This window comes from Gracilimonas sp. B-17, from assembly GCF_056857935.1.
Genome location: NZ_JBSXOA010000009.1, coordinates 219,763 through 236,567, shown reverse-complemented (window position 1 = coordinate 236,567; position 16,805 = coordinate 219,763). Strand labels below are relative to the sequence as shown.

Below are 16,805 nucleotides of genomic sequence, written 5' to 3'. Positions count from 1 at the left end.
ATGAAAAGTCTCGTCATTGTAGAGTCCCCTACAAAAACTAAAACTATTAAGAAGTATCTGCCCAAAGGGTACGTGGTGGACTCCTCTATGGGTCACATTCGTGACCTGCCTTCTTCGGCCAAGGAAATTCCGGCCAAGTATAAAAAAGAGAGCTGGTCAAATTTAGGGATCAATGTGGATGATCGTTTCGATCCCCTCTATGTGATCCCTTCATCCAAAAAGAAAGTAGTTACCAAGCTCAAAAAGCTGCTCAAAGATGCAGATGAACTTATATTGGCAACGGATGAGGACCGGGAAGGAGAGGCTATTTCATGGCACCTGATGGAGATCCTGAAACCGAAAGTGCCGGTGAAGAGAATGGCATTCCGGGAGATCACCAAAGAAGCTGTGATGAATGCGCTGGAAAATACCCGCGACATTGATATGAATCTGGTACACGCTCAGGAAACACGCCGAATTCTGGACCGGCTGGCGGGTTATACCGTATCCCCGTTATTATGGAAAAAGATCTCTCCGGGTCTTTCTGCCGGACGGGTTCAATCGGTAGCGGTTGAGTTTTTGGTGGAGCGTGAGCGTGAGCGCATGAAGTTCAGAAGTGCGACCTACTATGATCTGAAAGCGCAGCTTCATAAGGAAGGGGATGATTATAAATTTGATGCCGACCTGACGCATCTCAATGAAAAGCGTCTTGCCAGTGGAAAAGATTTTGATGAGAACACCGGCAAGCTGAAAAAACCAAAGTCTGTTGTTTTGCTGGATGAGGACAAAGCCAGTGCTCTTGTGGATGACCTGAAAGAAGCCAAATGGTCAGTCATTAATGTGGATGTTAAAACGCAGAAGCGAAACCCGGCACCACCATTTATTACCTCAACCTTACAGCAGGAGGCCAACCGTAAGTTTGGTTTTTCAGCCCGAGACACGATGAGCGTGGCTCAGAAATTATATGAAAAAGGGTTTATCACCTACATGCGTACGGATTCAACCCGGCTTTCCGGCCAGGCTATCGGTGCGGCCCGTGATGCAGTAACCGATGAGTACGGTGAAGATTATTTATTTGAGCGGGTAAGGAATTACAGTAAAAAAGGGAAAGGTGCGCAGGAAGCTCACGAGGCCATTCGTCCTTCAGGTTCACGTTTTGTAAAACCGGATAAGGCCGGATTAAGTGGCCGTGAGTTCAAGCTTTATGACCTGATCTGGAAGCGTACGATCGCTACACAAATGGCAGAAGCGGAGCTGGAGTTTACCAATGTCACGATCCGGGCTTCTCACAATGGAACGGATGCTGATTTCCGCGCCGGCGGAAAGAAAATTCTTTTCCCCGGTTATTTCCGCGCCTATGTGGAAGGCAGTGATGACCCGGAAGCTGCTCTCGAAAATCAGGAAAACTTTCTTCCTGAAATGAAAGAAGGAGACAGAACCGGATTGGATGATCTGAATTTTGTCAGTCACGAAACGAAACCGCCTGCACGCTTTACAGAAGCAACCCTGGTGAAAGAGCTGGAGAAAAGAGGAGTAGGACGGCCAAGTACCTATGCATCCATTATAAGTACCATACAGGATCGTGGGTATGCGAAAAGTGAGGGTAAAACGCTGATCCCAACATTTACAGCTTTTGCTGTATCGTCACTGCTCGAAAAACACTTTCCTGATCTTGTGGACAGCCAGTTCACCTCTGACCTGGAAGACAAATTGGATGCCGTGGCTGAAGGGAAGCAGGATCCGGTCAAATACCTGGAAGATTATTATAATGGTGAAAACGGACTGAAAGCCAAAGTTGACACGCAGGAAGACAAGATCGATCCCCAGGAAGCTAAGCTATTGGATCTGCCACTGGAAGGAATGGAAGGTATTAAGGTGGCAGTAGGTCGTTTTGGGCCCTATGCTCGCATGACCAAAAATGGTGAAGAAGTGACAACATCACTGCCAAACGATATGGATCCAAGTGATATCTCTTCTGAAAAACTCGAAGAGCTGATCAAGATCTCGGAAGAGCAGGATAAGCCGATCGGCCACGATCCGGAATCGGGCGATCCGATATTTTTACTATCAGGTCGTTATGGCCCATATGTGCAGCGTGGTGAAGTAACTGATGACAATAAAAAACCGAAGCGTGTATCATTGTTAAAGGACATGGAGCTAAGTGATGTAGACCTGGATCTTGCACTTAAACTGCTTGAGCTGCCTCGCAAATTGGGTGAACACCCGGAAGATAATAAAGTAGTTAAGGCCGGTGTAGGCCGTTACGGACCATATGTTGTTCATGATGGAAAGTTCAAATCCATTCCAAAATCAGACAGTGTTCTGGATATTGAACTGGATCGCGCAGTTGAATTATTGGCTCAGAAAAAGCAATCAAGAAGAGGCAGTAATGAGATTCAGGACCTTGGGAAGCATCCTGATACTGACAAACCGATCAAAGTGATGACCGGGCGATATGGACCATACATCAAACATGGCAAAAAGAATATCAGCTTGCCCAAAGGTGAGACGCCGGAAGATTTTACACTCGCAAAGGCCATGGACCTGATCAAGGAAAAGGGATAACTCATGAAGGGTTGAACCGATTTCGCTGGTCGGTGGCTTTATAATTTTTTTTGTAGATTTATATTCACTACTGTCATTAACATAAAGACAGCTTAAGGATCTCATGCAAAAACGCAGCGATTTTTATTTCAGATATCCACCCAATATCCATGAATTGGATCTTGCTACTATGGTGAATATGTATCGCAGTCGGGGTGAACCGAGAAAGGCTCAACCGGGGCAGCCTTTTGCGTGTGCCTCAACGGGGCATTTGTTGCGTGAAGCCAAATGGTGGTTCGGGCTATATTACTCCCAAAGTACGTGGGATGAGTTGTTGACCAAAGGGAGTGAGGGCTTTCCCCTTACCGACATTGAACTAAATGTTTTGGGGTTAGTTTATATCAGTGAGGATGAACCGCCACACAGAGAGTATGTTGAGAAAAATGCAGGCGTCACTGAAAAACTTGCATACCTGATCGTTAATGACCTTCGATCTTTCGGGTTTCTGGATGAAGATGATTCCGGTTTTTTGAGGATCACCCCAAGGGGAGAAAAAGCCCTTCACGGTATTGCCCGGCGCATCTATGAAAAAAGGTTCATGCCTGAAATGCTTAAAACCTTCACTCCTTCTGATGAACCTCAAATAGAACAGGCACAGAAAGAAGATAAAGAGCAAACCAGCTTGTTCTAAGGATCTCATTTGTGGATACATACGATTTCGAGGGTAAAACCTACTCCTTTTCCCGCTACCCTAAAACCACCAACCGATCACTGCGTGCCTGGAGTGCGGCCGATGAATACCTGATCAGTCATATATTTGAGGGCGAACAAACGGTAACCGATACCAATATCGGGATCGTAAATGATCGCTTTGGTTATTTGAGCTGTTTGTTGAGCCGGTTTGATCCAACCGTTATCATAGAACGGAAAAGTCAGGAACGGTCCATTCTTCAAAACCTGGATCTTAATCACATAGATTCAGATAAGGTTCATTTTATGCATCCTTTGGATCCGATGGTTCAAAGATTTGACAAGGTGGTGCTCAATATCCCAAAATCGACAGACCTTTTCGAGTTGTACCTGCACGAGATACATTCAAATTTAGCAGAAGATGGAACGGTATTTTGCGGGTTCATGACCAAATATTTCACCACCCAAATACTAAGTATTGCTGATAACTATTTTGAAGAAGTTGATCAAAGCCTGGCTCGAAAAAAGTCACGGGTCTTGATTTTAAAAGGAAAGAAGAAGTCACTCAATAAGTCCCTGGTTCATCATTTGGAATATGATTTTGGTGGAAAAGCCGAAAGGAAAATTCAGCAAAATTATGGAGTATTTTCAGCCGATCACATCGATTATGCGACTCAGTTTTTGATCGATCAGATTCAGGTAAAAGAGTCAGAAAATCGAATACTTGATATGGCATGTGGAAATGGGGTGATTGCCATGGCAGTTCAGCTTCAAAAGCCCGAAGCAGAGATCTTTCTCACTGATGATTCTTATCTGTCTATCGAATCTGCCAAACTCAATATTGATGGCTTCGGCGTACACTACTTCTGGAACGATCGTTTGGATGATATTCCTGAAAAGAGTCTTGACCTCGCAGTTAGCAATCCACCTTTTCATTTCGGCCATGAGACGAATATTGAGGTAACAATTCGGCTATTTAATGAAGTTGCAGAAAGGTTAAAACAAACCGGACGCTTTATCTGTGTGGCCAATCAGCATCTTAATTATAAAACCCACCTTGAAAAGATCTTCAAGGTAAAAGTGCTGGCTCAGAACGATAAGTTTATAGTTTATGAGTGCGGATTCGAAGGTTTGAAGCCTGAGAAAACCTAAACATCCATCATTCCGTCCTGTGTAATTAGGTATCGGTTTGAATATTAAGGCAATGGACAGGGTGATTGATGAGTTTGATTCAACCACCTAACCCTTCCCCCACTCCATCATCCGGTTCCGAACAGGCTTTGAATGTAGATATCGGTGTAAGCGGAACCGAATGATGTAGTTCACTTTGAACTTCCTAAAGAATTATCACTCCTCTTTTTCCTCACTTTCTATTGTTTATATTCCGGCTGGTTATTAACAAATCATGGGATATTTATGAAGCAGCGCATCACTTTTCTGATTCTAACTCTTGCATTCATTTCAATACAAATATGTGCTTTTGCACAAGGGACTCAGCTATTGAGGGAGCCCACTATTTCTGAAAACGGTATTGTCTTTGTTCATGCCAATGATCTTTGGAAAATTGACAAAGATGGAGGAAAAGCAGTTCGTCTGTCGAGCAATATTGGAGGAGAAAATAATCCTCATTACTCACCAGATGGGAACATGATCGCTTTTACCGGGCAGTATGAGGGTAATTCGGATGTGTACGTAATTCCTGCCGAAGGTGGTTCGCCTAAACGTTTGACCTGGCATCCCGGAGCGGATGTAGTGACCGGATGGACACCTGAAGGTGATATACTGTTTAGATCTGGAAGAGATGGTCATCCAACCCAGCTTAACAGGATATGGAAAATTAGTACAGATGGAGGTAACGCCGAAGTATTACCTATTCCGCGAGCGGCCACAGGTGAAATGTCGCTGGACGGAAAATATCTGGCCTATAACCCGATAACTTTCTGGGATCCGGAATGGAGAAATTATCGCGGCGGACAGGCTCAACCCATTTGGATCGTGAACCTGGAAAATTATGATCTGGTTCAAACCCCGCGACCTGACAATGAACGTCATACAGATCCGGTTTGGCACGATGATCAGGTGTTCTATTTATCTGAGCGGGATTATGCCAACAATATCTGGTCTTTCGATCCGGAAACCGGTGAGGAAAAACAATGGACATTTCACTCAGATTTTGATGTGAAAAGCCTGGATGCCGGTGACGGGATGATCGTATATGAACAAGGCGGTTACCTTCATCTACTCGATCCTGCAAACGGTAACTCAGAACAGCTGGAAATTGAGGTATCCGGAGATATGAGCTGGGGACGGCCACGCTGGGAATCGCCTGATGCCAATGATCTGAATAATGCCTCTATCTCCCCAACCGGTAAACGAGCCATCTTTGAATTCAGGGGAGAGATCGTAACAGTTCCAAAAGAAAACGGAACATGGAGACGTCTCAGTGAATCATCCGCCAGTGCTGAACGATATCCTATATGGTCACCTGATGGTGAAAAAGTCGCGTGGTTCTCTGATGAAAGCGGTGAATACAACCTGATGATCACGGATCAGTATGGAATGGAAGACCCGAGATTGATTGAACTGCCAAACCCGACCTATTACTTCCGTCCGGATTGGTCGCCTGATGGAAGGTATATAGCCTATACAGACACCGATTATAATCTGTGGTATGTCAACATAGAGAATGGCGAAGCTAAAAAAGTAGATACAGACGGATATGCCCATCCTAACCGAACGTTGAATCCGGTTTGGTCTCCTGATAGCAAGTGGATCGCGTATGTGAAATTACAGGATAATCAATTCAAAACGGTTCAGGTTCACAATATTGAAACGGGGCAAACTCATCAGATCACCGATGGGATGTCGGATGCCATCACTCCGGTTTGGAGTGAGGACGGTAAATACCTTTACTTCCTTGCAAGTACAGATTATGGATTGAACACAGGCTGGCTTGACATGAGTTCGTATAACATGCCGGTGACAAGAGCTTTATATATGATCGTTCTGTCTGATGATAAGCCTTCCCCATTATTACCTAAAAGTGATGATGAGGAAGTTGCTGAGAAAGGTACTGAGGAATCCAATGGTGATTCCGGGGAAGAATCGGTTTCCGTTACCATCAGCTTCGATAATATTGCTGAACGAACTCTGGCCTTGAATGTCCCTGAGCGAAATTATACGGGATTGATGCCGGGACCGGGAGGGGATGTGTTTTACACAGAATCTGTTTCAAATGAAGGAACCAGACTCCATAAATATGACCTGACCAAAAAGGAGGGAAGTTTATTCCTGAATAACTTCAATGAAGGAGTGGTATCTCAAGACCGTAAGAATCTGCTTTACAGAAGTGGCGGAACGTGGGGAATCGTATCCACTGATACCGGTGAAAAAAGTTCAGGAGAAGGCAGCCTGAATATCTCAGGGATCAATATAAAAGTTGATCCACAGAAGGAATTTCAACAGATATTCAAAGACGGATGGCGATTCATGCGCGACTTCCTATATGTTGACAATATGCACGGAGCTCCATGGGATGAAATATATGAGTGGTATGCCCCCTGGGTGGCCCATGCAAAACACCGATCTGACCTGAATTATGTGCTTGATATCATGAGTGGTGAGGTGGCTGTTGGTCATTCTTATGTAGGCGGGGGTGATTTCCCTGACCTTGAAAACGTTCAAGCCGGTCTTTTAGGAGCTGATATATCCATCCAGAACGGGGCTTACAGAATCGATAAGATCTATACCGGTGAGAGCTGGAATCCTGATCTTGAAGCTCCATTATCCGGACCGGGGATAGATGTAAATGAAGGTGATTACATCCTTGAGGTAAATGGCGAAACACTCAATACTGAAGAAAATTTCTACACTTATTTTGAGGGAACCGTAGGACGGCAGATCAAGATTTTGGTCAATGACCGACCCCGGACAGAAGGTGCCCGTTTAGTGACGGTCGTACCGATCTCAAATGAATCCGGGTTAAGAACCCGGGATTGGGTAGAAGGGAACCGACGAAAAGTGGATGAAATGTCAGACGGAAAATTGGCTTATGTTTGGGTGCCAAATACGGGTCAGGGTGGTTACACCTACTTCAATCGTTACTATTTTGCACAACAGCATAAGAAAGGGGCCATTATTGATGAACGTAACAATGGGGGAGGCTCCGCTGCAGATTACATGGTGGACATCATGGCGCGTGAACTGCACGGGTTCTTCAACAGTAAGGCGGCTGACAGAACACCGTTTACTACACCGGGTGCGGGAATATGGGGGCCAAAAGTCATGGTCATAAACGAACGTGCCGGATCAGGAGGAGACCTTCTTCCGTTTCTTTTCAGAAAGATGGAGATCGGTCCTTTGGTTGGTGCTAAAACCTGGGGAGGCCTGGTTGGAACCTGGGATACGCCACCCTTTGTTGATGGCGGCTATTTTGTGGCTCCACGAGGTGGATTTTACAATCTTGATGGAGAATGGGATGTTGAAGGCGAAGGAGTTGCACCTGATATTGAAGTAATGCAAACACCAAAAGAAGTGATCAACGGACATGACCCTCAACTTGAAGCAGCAGTAGAAGAAGCTCTTCGTCTTCTTCGTAATTATGAGGATCCGATCATTCCTACACCAGAAGACCCAATACGATGGAAACGTCCGGATAGGGATGGTGAATAATCTGATTTCAGTTTTCTGGAATGTAAATCAGCCCGGTGGATCCACTTTCACCGGGTTTTTTTATGCTAAATCCATCATTTCGTCCTGTATAAATAGGCTTATGAGATAAAATTAGAGAAATGGACGGGGTGATGGATGAGTTTGATTTAATCCCTAACCCTTCACTTACTCCATCACCCGGTTCCGAACAGGCTTTGAATGTAGATATCGGTGTAAGCGGAACCGAATGATGGAATTATCCTACCCCATTACAACATGATCAAATACGTGACTTTGGCAACTGCGGCTTGACTGTTCATGATCATATCACGACGGGGATCAAAGAGGTTTTCGTTATCTCCGGTGAGGTGGTATGATGTGTTGAACACAAAGAAAAGATCACTTCCCGGTGTATGGATCCAGTTTATTCTGAGGTTAGCTTGAAGATCTCTTGAAAAGTTATCGTATTGTATCAATGCTTTGGCAAAGAGCTTGCGACTCAGGGCCCCAAGAATGGAGGTTGATACTGTAGTGGCTTCAAACTCACCGTTTGTGATTGGCAGGTCAATGATACTGTGGTCGAAATTAGCTTCAACATGTAAATGTTTAGACTGACGAAACCCAATACTTCCACCAAATTCGGTTCTGTTTCCACTAAAGAACTCACCAATGCCGGCTGATGCCGATCCAAAAACACGCTGACTTTCATCAGTAGTAATACTAAGTCCAACCCTGTCGAATGTATAGTCGCCGGCAGGAATAATAGCATTGGGCCTAATGGAAAATGGTGAAAGTAATCGTTCAAATTCCCGGTTAGCAGAAAGGGTTATATTTTGATTTCTGCTGAATTCTGCTCTTATACTCCCGGACCAATACGCCGACTGTTTGACACCGTCCTGTCCTTCGATATAGTCATAATCGGTACCCAGGTTAAATCGCCGGATACCGGGTAAAACATCTATTTGTACGGTTGGGTTATAACCGATATTACCAGAATATTCTTTAATATCCTGCCTTCGCACAAAACCAAGGGCAGGGGCATAATTAGTACCTACACTCGTGAAAGACCCACCGATCTCATAGGTGTCATTTTGAAGCTGTAAACTGGCATGGCCTGCCTGATCATTAAGAATATCGGTGTCATCCCAAACCTTAGTATACCATGCATTGAACTCACTTGAAGTCCAGAACCGGTACTTTGTGTCGAAACCAAGTGCCCGGTTGTAGCCATTTACCTGCTCGACATTTGTGATTATACTGCCTACAGTGGCACGAGGGAAAATATCAGTTCGAATTCTGGCAACTGAATTATTGACGGATTGACTACCAAATGCTTGTTTGAATTTATCACCGGTTTCTATGTTCATGGCCCCGATAGAAAACCGTCCAACCTGACCGGTCATCCGTGCTCCGGTTAGGATCTGATCGGTTAGACCAATACGCCTTGAAAAGAAGGTCTGAGTTGAGCGACTATTTCCATGAAGAAAAAGACCTGATCGCTCTAAAAAGAATTCCCTTTTTTCAGGAAAAAAGAGGCTGAACCGGGATAAATTAAGCTGAACGTTATCAGACTCTACCTGGGCAAAATCGGTGTTGATGGTCATATCCAGAGTCAGGTTCGAAGTGATACCCCATTTCATGTCTCCCCCAATATCATAGGTATAATCGGTATTGGTTGCCTCATTCTGCAGGTCAGGGCGCACTTCCTGCACACCTGATATGATGTAAGGCTTAAACTCAATATTATTTCCACGGCGAATGTTTTTGATCCCTTTTAGGGTGCCATATTGGGACGCCGCAGCCAGTACTCCAAAACTGCCTCCATACTCCATACCAATGGCCGGCCATAGCACACGCTCATTTTTTCGGTTGATCATTCGGGATACCATCAAGCCAAACTCAAGATCGTCACCCTCCGGAAAACGAAGCTGACGAAACGGGATTGAAACTTCAAGGGTCCAACCTTCATCATCGATCATAGTTTCGCTAATGAAGACGGCATCCCATGAAAAACTCTCATAGCTTATTCTTTCATCAGTTACCAGGGCATCATCCTGAGTTCCAAGCGCATTCATTTCGAACAGGTAAGCATTACGTCCATCACGATATGTGTCAATTCCAATGTAGGCATGATCATCCCTGTTATTACGACCACCTCGTTCAAGGTTCTTGGCCCTGATCAGGTCCGGATTCTTGTCATAAAACCGGAATGCGAAATATAAATGGTCACGGTCGTAAGCTATCCTGACTTCAGAGTCTTCCGTAGCCTTGGCACCGTCGTTGGGCCAAACCTGAGTAAGATCGGTAATAGGCTGAATATCCTGCCAAACCTCATCACTCAGGTCACCATCTATATATGGTGGGTTTTCAGTGAAAACGGCGGTGACTTCAAAATCTGTTGGTGCGGGTACCGGCGGTTGGATCTGCCCAAATGCATTGGTAGAATAAGATGTGAACAGAATCAGCCAGGCAGCTAAATATATGGACCTCATTACTTTCCTGTTATTTTGTTGAAAGAAGTCAGGAAAAGTAAAGATTTTGAATATCAGTCGGAGGTGCTTTTTGTAAAAAGATATCGGGACCACACCTCCGTGCTGAATCAGCTTCTGTTATTCTGCGCTTTCGATGATTGCTTTTGCCACTCGCTGAGGTACACGTTCATCAAAAGGACTTGGTATGATCTTATCCGGGGTCACATTTTCTACACAATCGGCGATGGCTTTGGCCGCAGTGATGAACATTTTTGTTGTCAATCGAGTGATGCGAGCATCAAGAGCACCTCTGAAAAGACCCGGAAACGCCAAAACATTATTGATCTGATTAGGGAAGTCAGAACGGCCGGTTGCAACAACCGCAGCACCGGCTTCCTTGGCATGGTCGGGAAGAATTTCCGGATCCGGGTTAGACATGGCAAAGATCATAGGATCTTTGTTCATGCTTTTCACCATATCTTGGGAAAGTACATTTGGAACGGAAACCCCAATGAATACATCCATGTCTTTAACAGCATCAGCCAGAGACCCTTTTCGACCCTGTTTGTTGGTAGTCTCAGCCATTTCCTTTTTGGTATCATTCAGGCTGTTCCGGCCTTTGTAAATGATGCCACGGCTGTCACACATAATGACATCTTTAACACCGGCTGCAAATAATAGTTTCACAATGGCTACGCCAGCTGCACCGGCACCATTAACAACCACTTGCAAATCTTTCATTTCTTTGTGGGTGAGTTCAAGAGCATTGTACATGCCGGCCAGTGTTACAATAGCAGTTCCGTGTTGGTCGTCATGGAATACGGGGATATTGAGTTCCTGCTTCAAACGTTTTTCAATTTCAAAGCAACGAGGTGCAGAGATGTCTTCCAGGTTGATCCCGCCAAATCCCGGAGCAATGTTCTTTACAGTTTGAACGATCTCATCGGTATTCTGAGTGTCGAGTATGATAGGGAAGGCATCCACATTGGCAAATTTTTTGAACAATACGGATTTTCCTTCCATAACCGGAAGGGAGGCTTCAGGACCAATATTGCCAAGACCTAATACAGCTGAGCCGTCACTGACCACAGCTACCATATTTCCTTTTGCAGTGTATTTATAAGCATTTTCTTTATCGTCTGCGATCTCCTGGCAAGGTTTTGCCACACCCGGGGTATATGCAATACTCAGATCATCTTTGGTTTCGAGGGGCATTTTGGGTTCAACAGAGATCTTACCTTTATATTTATTGTGTGCTTCAAGAGCCAGTTTAGCGTAGTCTTTTTTTGACATGGTGAGTGATGAGTTTAAGCGTGTTCTTGCTTAGATATATTGAGTTTTAAAAAATTCAGTAAATAAAAAAGGCGTTGCAGATTGCAACGCCTTTAGATGATCTGCTAAAAATAAGGAATTATTCACTCAACATTGAAGCGACATCGAAAGAATTATTATCTGTATTTATATCAGCTAAACGTTGAGTCGGATCGATCGTGATACTCTTGATCTGTGAAGCCGGCTTGTTAATGACAAGGTTGTAAGTCGGTTCAACCCAGGTCCAGTCTCGCAGAACCGTGCGCTTGATATCGGTTTCGTTCGGCTTCTCTCCACGCATCATACGTAACGGAAGATAAAAAAGCTCTTTTTCTCCATTTGTGTATTCCACAACAATATCCAATGGCATTGGCATCAGGTTATTACGCTCTAATTTAGCTACGGTCTTGTTCTGATCACCTACAACAGACTCTATTCCATAATCGATGGTCTTGGTGGTTTGAACAAAATATTCGTAATACCAGTCGAGGATCATACCGGACTCCTGTTCCATGATATTGATGTAATCAAGGGCAGTCGGATGCTTCATCTTCCAGGTTTCATGATACTTCAGCATTCCATTTCTGAAATCTTCCTTACCGATGATATATTCAAGCTGATTAAGGAATACGGCACCTTTGGAGTAAGCAGCCACACTGTAAGCCCCATTGGTATTATAATGGTCTGCATGGGTAATCATTGGTTCTTCGTTACCGCTTTGAACAATATAGTTATAGCTGCGATATGAACCGGCATGAACGTTACCGTCACGATCAAATAAGTGTGCCATGGTCTCTGAAGAGGCAAAACTGGTAAAACCTTCATCCATCCACTCAAGAAGGCTTTCATTGGTAGCTAGGACATTCTGGAACCAGCTGTGATACATCTCGTGCACCATCACGCCTACCAGACTACCGAGACTGCGACCTCCTGTGATAAGAGTTCCCATAGGATACTCCATACCGCCGTCACCGCCTTGCAGGTTGGTGTATTGCGGATATGGGTACTCTCCAAAATGTTCATTGGCATATTCAAATGCGCCGATAGTGTAGTCAACCAGCTGTTCCCAGTTTTCTGTATACTGTGCATTGGCTTCCTCAGAGGCTCCTTCAACTACAGCAGGCTGCTGATAAAGAAAGTGCAGTTTTGGTCCGTTTGGAACCTGTGCTGTGACATGTTTAAAATCGGGATCGGCTCCCCAAAAGAAATCGATCACATTTTCGGCTTTGAAGTGCCATGTCATTTTATCGCCACCTGGACGATTTACCTGTGCACCTTCTTCTTCATAACCATACCCGATCTCATTTGGGTTCTGAAGAATACCGGTTCCACCTAACACATAATCCTGGTCGATGGTTATCTTTACATCAAAGTTTCCAAAAGGAGCATGGAATTCACGTCCAACATATTCATTTGGATGCCATCCCTGAAAATCATATTCAGCCATTTTTGGGTACCACTGGCTCATTGAGAATTCAACGCCCTCAGCATTATTCCAGCCGGAACGGCGGATCTGGAGAGGAACCTGTGCATCCCATTCCATTTCAAACGTGGCCTTTTCGCCAGGTCCGATCGGTTCATTAAGGTCAACCACTAACACGGTTCCGTCAGTCTCGTAATTAACTGCACGACCATTTTGTGTGAGCGAGTTCACACGCTGATAGCCGATCTCGTCTTCTGAAAGATTGTAAATGCGATCGCCAACGCGTCGGTCAGGGTCTGCAATAGTTCTGGAACGAACGTCCATCATGCTCCCAGGCTGAAAGGCATTGAAGTAGAGGTGATAATATACACGATCCAGGGTGTGAGGAGAGTTATTGGTATAAACCAATGTTTGCTCACCGGAATATTGATGGTTTTCGGCATCCACATCGATCTCCATTGTGTAATCAACGTGCTGTTGCCAGTAATCACGGTGCTGTGCCTGCAAAACAGGCAATGTTAGAATAGTAACAAGTAGTAGCGATAGTAGTTTTTTCATACCGTTTTGTTAGAGTTAATTCAAAATTTAAAATTCAAAATGAAAAATTATTGACCACTCAGGTTAATTTTAAATTTGGAATTTTTCATTTCAAATATATTAAAAACTGTTTCTGCTGGCGAAGGCACGGCTTAAAGTGGCTTCATCGATGAACTCAAGTTCGGTTCCCATCGGAATTCCATAAGCAATACGCGTTACCCTTACATCATATTGCTTCAATAATTTATTGATGTAGTATGAGGTCGCCTCGCCCTCGGCATCGGGATTCAAGGCAAGTATGATCTCATTGATCTGCTCATCTTCTCCGACTCGTTTTAGTAATTCCTGTATGCGAAGTTTATCAGGACCAATATTATCCATAGGAGATATCACTCCACCCAATACATGATAGCGTCCACGAAATTCATTCGATTTTTCAATGATATAAACATCGTTGAATTCCTCCACTACACAAATGGCCGAGGGGTCTCTTTTGGGATTATCACAGATCTTACAAGGGTCGGAATCGCTGACATTGCCGCAGATGGAACACCGGGTTACCTTTTCCTTAAGGTCTACGATAGCCTGAGCCAGACTCATGGCATAATCGTTGTTTTGCTTTAAAAGATGAATGGCAATACGCTGGGCTGATTTTCTTCCTGTACCCGGGAGCTTGGAAAGTTGCTCGATCGCTCGTTCTAGATATTCTGAGGTTATCTGCATTAAGGAATTAAAAATTTAAGATTAAAAATGAAAAATCAGGGTGTATGTAACCCATTTTTAATCTTTCATTTTTCATTTTGAATTTCCCTTAGAGTCCAAATTTTGACATGTCCATACCGGGAATACCGCCACCGGGCATCATATTCTTATACATTTCCTGCATTTTTTCTTTGGATGCCTCCTCCGCTTTTTCAAGGGCTTTGTTAACACCTGCCACGATAAGGTCTTCTAACATTTCCTTGTCAGATGGATCTACCACATCATCGTCCATTTCAATGGACACGATCTGTTTATTACCGTTGGCCTTCACTTTTACCATGCCGCCACCGGCTTCAGCCTCAACAATGACTTCTTTCAGCCCTTCCTGAGCTTCCTGCATTTTCGATTGCATTTCCTGGATCTTGCCAAACATATCGGCCATATTAAAATTGTTCATAGCTTAGAATTTTGATTAATAAACTGTTTTACAAAACATCGTGAACACTGAATATTGAAAGCAGTTGCAGCTACTTTGTGCATAATACCTTAGTTGTTGACACTAATATTCAAGTTCTGCCCCAAATATCTCAACGATATCACGTATGATAGGGTCTTTTTGTTGTATTTGCTTGAAGCGTTCATACACGCTCATGGGTTTGTCTTTTTCATCTTTCTCACCCACTGAAATATTAAAACGCAGTACGGTTCCTGTAAATTCCTTTAGCTTGAACTGTAGATCCGTACTTTGCTCATTCAGCATTTTTTGGGCAAAGTCGTTATCGCACTCCAGGTGCAGTTCGCCACCTTTGACTCGTTTTACCTTAACCCGTTCCATTTGCAGATGCAAAAGCATCGGGAAATCTCCTTTCAGGGATTCCAGATATTCAACCCATATCTGCTGTACATATTCTGTAGTGATCTTTTCAGGAACATCTTTCTCGGACGGTGTTTCTGTTGCAGATCCGTTAGAGGAGACCGGATTCTTTTGTTTTTCGGCCTGAACCGATGCGCGAGCTTTACGTGTAAGAGTTGTTATTAAGGCCGGAGTTCCGATATCAAAATCATCATCTTCCTCACCTAATTCTTCATCAACTTCTACTTTCCCTTCATTTGGCTGGGGAACCGGGCCTGCCTCTTCTGCTTCAATTTCTTCAGATTTTTCTGCTGTTTCATGGGTACCTGCAGCCTGTTCGGTTACTGTTTCGGTCGTGATGGTCTCTTCTTCAGGCTCAGATACCTTTTCGGGCTCGTTTTCAGCTTTAGCATCCGGTTTTTTTGGGGCTGAACCGTTTTGGGACGGGGCTACAAAGTTACCGGAGTTTTTTTTTAACTCCTGAAGGCCTTCCAACAGCTCTGCAAGCTGCTCACTTCTTTCCATGTGGATGAGCTTAAGTAGGGTGATCTCGAACTGGATCCTTGGCTGGCTTGCATCCTTTAGTTTGATCTGTGCTTCGCTGATGATATGCAGCATGCGCATAAGGTCATCCCGCGAAAAATGTCCGGCCGTCTGCTGATATCGTTTTTTGGTCTCTTCAGACGCTTCGACCAGATACAGTTTGGTAGTCTCGTAAGCGATGTAGAGGTTCCGAAGGTGTTCTGTCAGGCCGATCAGATATTCCTGAATGTCATAACCTTCCTGAAGCAGGGTATTAATCAGTTCCAGCCCGCGGTCTGCATCATGATCCTTAACACATTCCATAAACTCAAAGAGGCGATCGGTTCCAACTACATTGAGCGCCTGCAACAGTTCATTATGAGTAATGGTGTCTCCGCAGAATGCAATGGCCTGATCCATAAGCCCGAGGGCATCACGAAGGGCGCCATCAGCTTTTTTAGCGATCACATGAAGCGACTCTTCGTCGATCGAAATATCTTCGTCGATTGCTATCTTTCGAAGTCGCTGTACGATCTCATCAACGGAGATACGCTTGAAATCGAATCGCTGAACACGAGATAAGATAGTAGGGAGGACTTTATGAGGCTCGGTGGTCGCAAAAATAAAAATAGCATGTTCTGGAGGCTCCTCAAGGGTCTTAAGCAAGGCATTAAAAGCTGCCTTACTGAGCATATGGACCTCATCCACAATAAATACCTTGTACTTTCCATTTTGGGGAGGAATTCGAACACTTTCCCTGAGATGGTGTACATCATCCACCTTATTGTTGGAGGCGGCATCCATTTCCACAATATTCAATGTCTGATTCAGTGACTCCCCATCAACACTGATATCGATCTCATTTATGGTACGGGCAAGTACTCTGGCCATAGTCGTTTTACCAACTCCGCGTGGACCACAAAACATATATGCATGAGAAAGGCGATTTTGTTTGATCGCATTCTTTATGGTATCACTCACATGTTCCTGCGAGACAATATCCTCAAAAGAAGTAGGTCTGTATTTTCTGGTAAGTGCGCGGTAGGTATCTGACATTGATAAATCGGTTTTTCAATCATCACAATGTACAAAAAGGAAGAGAAAAAATTGGAGTGATTTGGGG

10 protein-coding genes are annotated in these 16,805 nt (G+C 44.3%); 4 read left to right on the top strand and 6 right to left on the bottom strand.

What is annotated here, in order from left to right:
- From topA to AC13FX_RS02675, 4 genes are all read left to right on the top strand, one after another.
- Entirely contained in the window at window positions 1–2,544 is a 2,544-nt protein-coding gene (topA, locus tag AC13FX_RS02690; RefSeq protein WP_482878898.1) for a type I DNA topoisomerase, read from the top strand.
- Between the two features lie 103 nt (window positions 2,545–2,647).
- A complete protein-coding gene (locus AC13FX_RS02685; RefSeq protein ID WP_482878896.1) occupies window positions 2,648–3,214 on the top strand; it encodes a hypothetical protein in 567 nt (188 codons plus the stop codon).
- 11 nt (window positions 3,215–3,225) lie between these two features.
- Window positions 3,226–4,365, top strand: coding sequence for a class I SAM-dependent methyltransferase (locus AC13FX_RS02680; RefSeq protein ID WP_482878895.1), 1,140 nt, complete (start codon window positions 3,226–3,228; stop codon window positions 4,363–4,365).
- A 264-nt stretch (window positions 4,366–4,629) separates the two neighbouring features.
- On the top strand, window positions 4,630–7,884 hold the full coding sequence (locus AC13FX_RS02675; protein WP_482878894.1) for a S41 family peptidase: 3,255 nt from the start codon (window positions 4,630–4,632) through the stop codon (window positions 7,882–7,884).
- Between the two features lie 248 nt (window positions 7,885–8,132).
- Here the strand turns inward: AC13FX_RS02675 and AC13FX_RS02670 are convergent, their stop codons facing one another.
- The 6 genes from AC13FX_RS02670 to dnaX all read right to left on the bottom strand — a co-directional run bounded on the left by AC13FX_RS02670 (window position 8,133) and on the right by dnaX (window position 16,738).
- Complete coding sequence (locus tag AC13FX_RS02670; protein ID WP_482878893.1) at window positions 8,133–10,355, bottom strand: carbohydrate binding family 9 domain-containing protein; 2,223 nt, start codon at window positions 10,353–10,355, stop codon at window positions 8,133–8,135.
- Window positions 10,356–10,472: 117 nt separating this feature from the next.
- Window positions 10,473–11,627 (bottom strand): NAD(P)-dependent malic enzyme, encoded by a 1,155-nt coding sequence (locus AC13FX_RS02665; protein ID WP_482878892.1) that lies wholly within the window; start codon window positions 11,625–11,627, stop codon window positions 10,473–10,475.
- A 118-nt stretch (window positions 11,628–11,745) separates the two neighbouring features.
- The gene (locus tag AC13FX_RS02660; RefSeq protein ID WP_482878891.1) at window positions 11,746–13,626 is read right to left on the bottom strand and encodes a M1 family metallopeptidase; all 1,881 of its coding nucleotides are present in this window, start codon (window positions 13,624–13,626) and stop codon (window positions 11,746–11,748) included.
- 99 nt (window positions 13,627–13,725) lie between these two features.
- On the bottom strand, window positions 13,726–14,328 hold the full coding sequence (recR, locus tag AC13FX_RS02655; RefSeq protein WP_482878890.1) for a recombination mediator RecR: 603 nt from the start codon (window positions 14,326–14,328) through the stop codon (window positions 13,726–13,728).
- A gap of 88 nt (window positions 14,329–14,416) precedes the next feature.
- Entirely contained in the window at window positions 14,417–14,764 is a 348-nt protein-coding gene (locus tag AC13FX_RS02650; RefSeq protein WP_482878888.1) for a YbaB/EbfC family nucleoid-associated protein, read from the bottom strand.
- A 102-nt stretch (window positions 14,765–14,866) separates the two neighbouring features.
- Window positions 14,867–16,738 carry a DNA polymerase III subunit gamma/tau gene (gene dnaX / locus AC13FX_RS02645; protein ID WP_482878887.1) on the bottom strand — a complete coding sequence of 624 codons (1,872 nt, stop codon included), beginning with the start codon at window positions 16,736–16,738 and terminating at the stop codon, window positions 14,867–14,869.
- Window positions 16,739–16,805: the final 67 nt, after the last annotated feature.

Bases quoted from the DNA above. Each gene is read 5' to 3' on its own strand.
- topA (WP_482878898.1), top strand. From the start codon at position 1: ATGAAAAGTCTCGTCATTGTAGAGTCCCCTACAAAAACTAAAACTATT.
- AC13FX_RS02685 (WP_482878896.1), top strand. From the start codon at position 2,648: ATGCAAAAACGCAGCGATTTTTATTTCAGATATCCACCCAATATCCAT.
- AC13FX_RS02675 (WP_482878894.1), top strand. From the start codon at position 4,630: ATGAAGCAGCGCATCACTTTTCTGATTCTAACTCTTGCATTCATTTCA.
- AC13FX_RS02670 (WP_482878893.1), bottom strand. From the start codon at position 10,355: ATGAGGTCCATATATTTAGCTGCCTGGCTGATTCTGTTCACATCTTAT.
- AC13FX_RS02665 (WP_482878892.1), bottom strand. From the start codon at position 11,627: ATGTCAAAAAAAGACTACGCTAAACTGGCTCTTGAAGCACACAATAAA.
- AC13FX_RS02660 (WP_482878891.1), bottom strand. From the start codon at position 13,626: ATGAAAAAACTACTATCGCTACTACTTGTTACTATTCTAACATTGCCT.
- recR (WP_482878890.1), bottom strand. From the start codon at position 14,328: ATGCAGATAACCTCAGAATATCTAGAACGAGCGATCGAGCAACTTTCC.
- AC13FX_RS02650 (WP_482878888.1), bottom strand. From the start codon at position 14,764: ATGAACAATTTTAATATGGCCGATATGTTTGGCAAGATCCAGGAAATG.
- dnaX (WP_482878887.1), bottom strand. From the start codon at position 16,738: ATGTCAGATACCTACCGCGCACTTACCAGAAAATACAGACCTACTTCT.